The organism is uncultured Sphingorhabdus sp. (assembly GCF_937872355.1).
In the GTDB taxonomy this organism is placed as follows: Bacteria; Pseudomonadota; Alphaproteobacteria; order Sphingomonadales; family Sphingomonadaceae; genus Sphingorhabdus_B.
Window position 1 is genome coordinate 1 of record NZ_CALMSV010000043.1, and the last position, 6,499, is coordinate 6,499.

At 57.1% G+C, this 6,499-nt stretch carries 8 protein-coding genes and 1 pseudogene; 5 read left to right on the top strand and 4 right to left on the bottom strand.

Going from position 1 to position 6,499, the window contains the following annotated elements:
* Positions 1–572: pseudogene (locus Q0239_RS02095) on the bottom strand (leucyl aminopeptidase family protein); the annotation flags it as partial.
* 42 nt (positions 573–614) lie between these two features.
* Here Q0239_RS02095 and Q0239_RS02100 point away from each other — a divergent pair.
* Positions 615–1,247 (top strand): hypothetical protein, encoded by a 633-nt coding sequence (locus Q0239_RS02100; RefSeq protein WP_298597669.1) that lies wholly within the window; start codon positions 615–617, stop codon positions 1,245–1,247.
* Between the two features lie 109 nt (positions 1,248–1,356).
* Here the strand turns inward: Q0239_RS02100 and Q0239_RS02105 are convergent, their stop codons facing one another.
* The gene (locus Q0239_RS02105; protein ID WP_298597672.1) at positions 1,357–2,889 is read right to left on the bottom strand and encodes an NAD(P)/FAD-dependent oxidoreductase; all 1,533 of its coding nucleotides are present in this window, start codon (positions 2,887–2,889) and stop codon (positions 1,357–1,359) included.
* A gap of 79 nt (positions 2,890–2,968) precedes the next feature.
* The gene (rimO, locus tag Q0239_RS02110) at positions 2,969–4,354 is read right to left on the bottom strand and encodes a 30S ribosomal protein S12 methylthiotransferase RimO (RefSeq protein ID WP_298597676.1); all 1,386 of its coding nucleotides are present in this window, start codon (positions 4,352–4,354) and stop codon (positions 2,969–2,971) included.
* A 66-nt stretch (positions 4,355–4,420) separates the two neighbouring features.
* Between rimO and Q0239_RS02115 the strand changes: the two genes are divergently transcribed.
* The gene (locus Q0239_RS02115) at positions 4,421–4,822 is read left to right on the top strand and encodes a DUF1761 domain-containing protein (RefSeq protein ID WP_298597678.1); all 402 of its coding nucleotides are present in this window, start codon (positions 4,421–4,423) and stop codon (positions 4,820–4,822) included.
* On the opposite strand, the gene Q0239_RS02120 is transcribed toward Q0239_RS02115, so the two are convergent.
* Positions 4,780–5,253, bottom strand: a complete 474-nt coding sequence (locus Q0239_RS02120) for an Rrf2 family transcriptional regulator (protein WP_298597680.1) — start codon at positions 5,251–5,253, stop codon at positions 4,780–4,782. The two genes, Q0239_RS02115 and Q0239_RS02120, sit on opposite strands and share 43 nt — an antisense overlap.
* Positions 5,254–5,332: 79 nt before the next feature.
* On the opposite strand from Q0239_RS02120, the gene Q0239_RS02125 reads away from it, so the two are divergent.
* The 3 genes from Q0239_RS02125 to Q0239_RS02135 form a co-directional block, all read left to right on the top strand.
* A complete protein-coding gene (locus tag Q0239_RS02125; protein WP_298597682.1) occupies positions 5,333–5,794 on the top strand; it encodes a group III truncated hemoglobin in 462 nt (153 codons plus the stop codon).
* On the top strand, positions 5,787–6,236 hold the full coding sequence (locus Q0239_RS02130) for a hypothetical protein (RefSeq protein ID WP_298597683.1): 450 nt from the start codon (positions 5,787–5,789) through the stop codon (positions 6,234–6,236). The genes Q0239_RS02125 and Q0239_RS02130 overlap by 8 nt, the downstream gene beginning before the upstream one ends.
* On the top strand, positions 6,233–6,499 hold a 267-nt coding region (locus tag Q0239_RS02135), incomplete at its 3' end, for a DUF1971 domain-containing protein (protein ID WP_298597686.1). The genes Q0239_RS02130 and Q0239_RS02135, both read left to right, overlap by 4 nt.

Here is a 6,499-nt window from a genome sequence, read left to right on the forward strand (position 1 = left end):
TCAAGATCATGCCCCTTGGTGACATGCAGCTTGCCCTTATGCGCCTTGGCCAGCCGCTGCGCCTCCGCCTCAAGTTGATCAGGCCCCAGATCGCCTGCCGGGCGGTTGACGAGCGTGCGCACCAGATCAGTCGCCTCCGCCTGCCGCACCGCATTTTCAATCCGCCCCGGCTCGGTTGTCAAAAGGACACGCGCGCCTTTCAGCTTGGGTTCGCTGCGATACTCATCAAAGCGATATTGGCCGAGTAGCCAGCCGAGCAAGGCATCGCCGGTTTCGGCGCCGGACAAGCGATAGGTGCCTTCCGGGAGCGCCTCCGCTGCCTTCGCAAGCGACCAATGTTCGAGCTTCGTGGCATCGGCGACCACAAGGGCAGCTTTCCATTCGTCGCCACCGGGGATGTGCAGGATGGCGAAATCGCCTGCATTTCCGTCAAACTTCTGCGCAGTGGCGGCAGCGCGAACGGGTCCAGGTTGGGCCGCAAACCATTCGGCAAAACCTTCTTTCAAAACGATTTCTATCTCGGTTGCGGCTTGCCCGCTATCGGGCTGGATCAAATTGCTATAGTCAGTCATCCAGCCTTGATAGCGACATCGATTCAACAGGGGGAGAAGCAAATGGCCTTTCGCGCGGATTTTCTGAAGCGTATGCCCTTATTGTTCCTGTTCCTGCTGGCAGCCTGTTCGTGGAACGAGCCTGCTATCATCGAATTACCCAGAGACATCGGACCTACGTCTGACGCCTTTGTGGTTGCCCTGCAAAAAGGAGACAAGGCAGCGGCAGCGCGCCATGTCGCGCCGACCGCCCGGGATGAACTCGAAGCGCGATTTTCAAAAGAATACAAAGAATTACAGGCAACACCTAAACTGAAACCGCGCTTTATAAGCTACAAGCCGGAAGGCATGCTAGGCCCAGAGGATTCTGAAGTGACCATCATCTACGCCGCCAAAGCCGAGGGCACATGGACCACCGCAGAAGTGCGCATGTTCCGCCTGCGCGATGAACCCTATGAAGTCGATTACTGGAAGATCAGCAATGAGACGCCGGTTGCCAAATCCTACACCCCCGATCTGAGACCAATGTACGGCGTCTTCGCCGCACTCGCTGGTGCCATTGTTGTGATCGGATTGCTCGCCATAGGAACCATCCTGTGGATCGTCCGCCGCAAACCGCATGTCGTTGCGCCTGAACCTGCCGTCGAGCGGCGAGTTGCGGCCGTTACGACGCGGGAAAGCCTAGACGACGAATAAACAAACCGTAGCCCTGAGCTTGTCGAAGGGCGCCTCAAGGTTTGCGCGATCCTGAAGGTCGTGCTTCGACAAGCTCAGCACTACGGTCTCTTTTGCGAGCGTGATGTCGCTACTCCGCCGCCTCCAGCATAGGCTCCGCAGTCGCTTCCAATGGTTTCACCATCTCGCCTGCCTTTGAAAATTGCATTATGCCATCTTCAATCGGCTCTTCGGTGAGGATCTTTTTCTCCGCCTTGTAATCCTGCAATACGCGCCACGGGTGGCGGTCGCCGTTCTTCGGCAGCTTATCGATCGAACGCGCGAAATAGCCTGAGGAGAAATCATCGACCCATGGCAGGCGCGGCATATCGGTATCCGCCAGATGCGGATTGGCGATCTGGGCACCCTTTGCATCCATCAACTTCAGCAGGCGGCAGACATAATCGGCAACGATATCGGTTTTCAACGTCCAGCTGGCGTTCACATAGCCAAAGACGCTGGCAAAGTTGGGGATGTCGTTGAACATCGTGCCCTTATAGCTGACATGCTCGTGCGGCGCGGTCGCCTTGCCATCGATGCTTAGATTGGTTTTGCCCATCATCACCAGGTTGAGTCCGGTCGCAGACACGATAATGTCCGCCTCCAGCTCGCGCCCTGATTTCAGCTTGATGCCAGTCGGGGTGAAATGGTCGATATGATCGGTCACTATCTCCGCTTTGCCCTTGGAAATCGCGTTGAACATGTCTGCATCGGGTACAAGACACAGCCGCTGTTCCCAAGGGGTGTAAGGCGGCTGGAAATCCTTCTCGAAGGTTGGATAATCGGCGGGAAGCATTTTGCGCGCCATTTCGAGCAACTTCTTGCTCATTTTCTCGGGCTTGTTGCGCGCCATGTTATAGGCAAAGCGCTGCATCGCGATATTACGCCAGCGGGTGATCTTGTACGCCGTCATTTCGGGCAGGATCGCGCGCATCGTATTGGCGAGCCAGTCTTTCGCCGGACGTGAGACCATATAGGTCGGGGTGCGCTGCAGCATGTAAACCTTCTCGGCGGTCTGTGCCATCACCGGAACAATTGTCACTGCAGTTGCACCGGAGCCAATCACCACAACCTTCTTGCCTGCATAATTCAAGTCTTCGGGCCAATGCTGCGGATGGATGATTTTGCCGGTATAGCTTGCCTCTTGCGGGAATTCAGGGCGATAGCCTTGGTCGTAATCATAATAGCCCGCACACATGAACAGGAAGTTGGCAGTAAACTGAACCTCCGCGCCATCCTCTTCGCGGCGCGCGGTTACCGTCCAGCAGGCCTTGTCGGTCGACCAATCGGCACCGAGCACGCGATGGCGAAAGCGGATATGCGGGGTGATGCCATATTCGTCGGCGGTTTCGTGGACATATTTGTGGATCGCTGGGCCATCAGCAATCGCTTTCGCCTCGGTCCAGGGTTTGAAGCGATAGCCGAGCGTGTGCATGTCCGAATCCGAACGAATGCCTGGATAGCGAAACAGGTCCCAAGTCCCACCCATATCGGCGCGCTGCTCGATCACGGCATAGCTTTTGCCGGGGCACTGCATCGTCAAATGCGCGGCGGCGGCAATACCCGACAGCCCCGCCCCGACGATCAGAACATCAAATTCGCCACCATGCTGCTTCCCGGCCATATGCGTCTCCTCCGCGCTTTTTAAACGTGCGCTTAAAAGGAAACTTACTTACAAGATTGCAAATTGCAACCCGTTTACATTAGGCTTTGGCAATCACCCCGAACAGGTCGTGTTCGTCGGCATCTTCTATCGTAACTTCAACGATATCGCCGGGTTGCAGCGTTTCCGGCACATCCCGCAGGAACACATTTCCGTCGATTTCCGGAGCATCTGCCTGGCTGCGCGTAGTGGCGCCGATGCTGCCTTCTTCGTCCGATTCCCCGACCTCGTCGACGATGACAGGAAGAACCCGACCGACTTTGGCGGCGAGTTTCGCGGCGCTGATCGCGGCGGTTTTCTCCATGATCCGCTGATAGCGCTCTTCCTTGACATCTTCGGGCACTGGATTGGGCAATGCATTGGCGGCAGCGCCTTCAACGGGTTCAAACCGGAAGGCACCGACACGGTCGAGTTGCGCCTCATCGAGCCAGTCGAGCAGATATTGGAAATCCGCCTCAGTCTCACCAGGAAAGCCGACGACGAAGCTGGAACGGATTGCAATATCGGGCGCAATGCTGCGCCAGTTGCGGATACGCTCCAAAACCTTGGCTTCGTTCGCAGGGCGCTTCATCGATTTCAGCACCGAAGGGGCGGCATGCTGGAACGGGATGTCGAGATAGGGCGTCAGCAGTCCCTCAGCCATCAACGGGATCACATCATCTACATGCGGGTAAGGATAGACATAATGCAGCCGCACCCAGGGGGCGTTACCCTCTGCTGTCCGCAACTGGCCAAGTTCGCGCGCCAGATCCGTCATGTGCGCGCGCACCTGCCGTTCCTTCCATTCGCGCGATTCGTGGCGGGTGTCGACGCCATAGGCCGATGTGTCCTGGCTGATAACCAGCAGTTCCTTCGTCCCCGCAGACACCAGCTTTTCGGCCTCGCGCAGCACGGCATCGATGCGGCGACTGGCCAGTTTCCCGCGCAGACTGGGGATGATGCAAAAGGCGCAGCTGTGGTTGCAGCCTTCGGATATCTTCAGATAGCTGTAATGGCGCGGCGTCAGTTTCAGCCCGCCTTCAGGGACCAGATCGACAAAAGCACCGCGCGCAGGCGGTGCCGCATCGTGCACCGCAGCAACGACATCCTCATATTGATGCGCGCCGGTGACAGCCAGAACCTCGGGGAAGCGCGCGCGGATCAGCTCGGCCTCATTGCCCATGCAACCGGTGACGATCACCCGGCCATTTTCAGCAATCGCCTCGCCAATCGCCTCAAGACTTTCTTCCTTGGCACTGTCCAGGAATCCGCAGGTGTTGACGAGAACGACGTCTGCACCTTCATAGTCGGGCGACATCGCATAGCCGTCTGCGCGCAACTTGGTAAGGATACGTTCGCTATCGACCAGCGCCTTGGGACAGCCAAGCGACACCATGCCCACCTTGGGCGCTTCTTGAATTTTCGTTGCCATGATGGCGGCGCGCATAGGCGTTTTGCGCGCACTTGTCACGAAGTGCGTTCACGCGCATGATTGAGTCGGGAGGAAACAGACATGGGAAACGCAAATCTATTGGCAATTCTGGTTGCGGCGGCGGCGGGCTTTCTTGTCGGCGGCCTTTGGTATGGCCCTTTGTTCGGCAAAGCGTGGCAGCACCAGATTGGGCTGAGCGACGAGGACGTCAAATCGGGCAACATGGCCAAGATATTCGGGCTGACTTTCCTTTTCAGTATCCTGTCGGCGGTTTTCCTTGGCCACCTGCTCGCACATTTCGATACAGACTTTTATCGCACAATGATGATTTCGACCGGCATAGCCATCGGCTTTGTCGCGCCGGCGATCGGAACCAACTATCTGTTTAGTCGCAAATCGGGCAAGTTGTTCGCCATCGATGCGGGATACTGGATCGTCTTCTACGCCGCGATGGGGCTCGTTTTCGGGCTGTTAGGGGCCTGATCGAAAGCCTTGAGCTGCCGCAGGAAACGGTTTCGATCGGGTAGCAGATCCGAAAGCATATATTCGTCAAGCTTGTCGAGAAACGCCGCCAGCGCTCCGTTCAGTGCGCCCTGCAACCCGCAAGCGCCAGCAACCGGACAATTGTTTGACCCGCGATCGAAACATTCGACGAAGCTTTCGAGACTTTCCAGCTTGCGCACGACAAAACCGACATTGATCGCTTCGGGGGCCACGGCAAGCGCGAAGCCACCGCTGCGCCCGCGCCGAGCCTCTATCAATTGCAGCTCCACAAGACTGCGTGCCACCTTCATGAGGTGGTTGCGCGAAATGCGGAAGGCCCCTGCGATTTCATCAACCGACGCCTGATCGGATTTGGTCGCCAGATACATCAATATCCGCAGCGCATAATCGGTGTGCAGGTTCAATCGCATTAAAGTTGTATATCAAATATTGCTTTTACGCGCAACGCGCTTATAGATGTATCTCAAATACCACTTAATGAGTCGCATCATGACAACACATCCCTATTCCGCCTCCGCGCGCCAGACCAAGAAAGCAGCTGCCGAGGCTGTCGGCATTGACGAGGCTTATATCGGCCTGATGGTCGAAAGCTTTTATGCACACATCCGCAGCGATGCGATGCTGGGGCCGATATTCAACAGCCGGATCAAGGCCTGGCCCGAACATCTTGAGCGGATGAAGCAATTCTGGCGGTCGGTCTTGCATAACAGCGGCAGTTTTTCGGGCAATCCGATGCTGAAACATGTGGCAATACCGCAGATCGAGGCCGTCGAGTTCAATCACTGGCTCGCCCTTTTCGAACAAACCCTTGCGGATACCGCGCCGTCTGAGGCCGCCCGAGACCTGATACTCGGTCGCGCGCACATGATTGCCGATAGCCTACTGACCGGGATTCGCATCCATCGCGATGGCCTCCTCCCCTCCAGAATGAAGGACGTTCACCATGCTTGATGAATTGCAGAGCGCAGCCCTTGTCGAACAAAAGCCCGTCGCACTTGATGCTGCACGCCCCGTTCGGATCATTCCTGACATCCCTGTTCAGCCAGAGGCAACCAACCTGCAGATCCCCAAATCGGTATGGCGTGCCATGTGGGCAAGCTACACATTGTTCTTCCTCGGCCTGCTCGCAGCCATTGGCACCGAACTTTCGGGCCTGTTCATGCTGGCCATAAGCGCTGCCTATACATTCATGTTTTTCGGGACAGCCGCTGTGTTGTTCGGCCTGAATCCACCCCGGAAAAAATCGCACTTCGAACATGGCATTGGCGTGCTAGAAACCTGGACCGGCCCGATGAACCGCAGCGCAGTTGCAGGACAGATATTGGCCGTACCGCTTTGTATTGCGCTGTTCGGCATTTCGATTGCGGTGATCGCAAGGGCGGTCGGTTTGTGAGCAATTCGGCCGCCTTACCTGCATCGGCCGCGCCCTATCGCAAAATCGGGCCGTTCGATGCGACGACACTTCCTTCAGGCCTGCGCGCGGAGCACCGCCTGAAAGAGGATGTGTGGGGAAAACTCGAACTGTTGGAAGGCTCGGTAGACTTCGTCTGGGACGATGGCCGCACCGCTAATCGCCACAGGCTCGCCACAGGCAATATCCAGTGGGTTACGCCAACGACTCCGCACCATCTGGAAGTGTCGGGGCCGTTCCGGCTG

Bases quoted from the DNA above. Each gene is read 5' to 3' on its own strand.
- Q0239_RS02100 (WP_298597669.1), top strand. From the start codon at position 615: ATGGCCTTTCGCGCGGATTTTCTGAAGCGTATGCCCTTATTGTTCCTG.
- Q0239_RS02105 (WP_298597672.1), bottom strand. From the start codon at position 2,889: ATGGCCGGGAAGCAGCATGGTGGCGAATTTGATGTTCTGATCGTCGGG.
- rimO (WP_298597676.1), bottom strand. From the start codon at position 4,354: ATGCGCGCCGCCATCATGGCAACGAAAATTCAAGAAGCGCCCAAGGTG.
- Q0239_RS02115 (WP_298597678.1), top strand. From the start codon at position 4,421: ATGGGAAACGCAAATCTATTGGCAATTCTGGTTGCGGCGGCGGCGGGC.
- Q0239_RS02120 (WP_298597680.1), bottom strand. From the start codon at position 5,253: ATGCGATTGAACCTGCACACCGATTATGCGCTGCGGATATTGATGTAT.
- Q0239_RS02125 (WP_298597682.1), top strand. From the start codon at position 5,333: ATGACAACACATCCCTATTCCGCCTCCGCGCGCCAGACCAAGAAAGCA.
- Q0239_RS02130 (WP_298597683.1), top strand. From the start codon at position 5,787: ATGCTTGATGAATTGCAGAGCGCAGCCCTTGTCGAACAAAAGCCCGTC.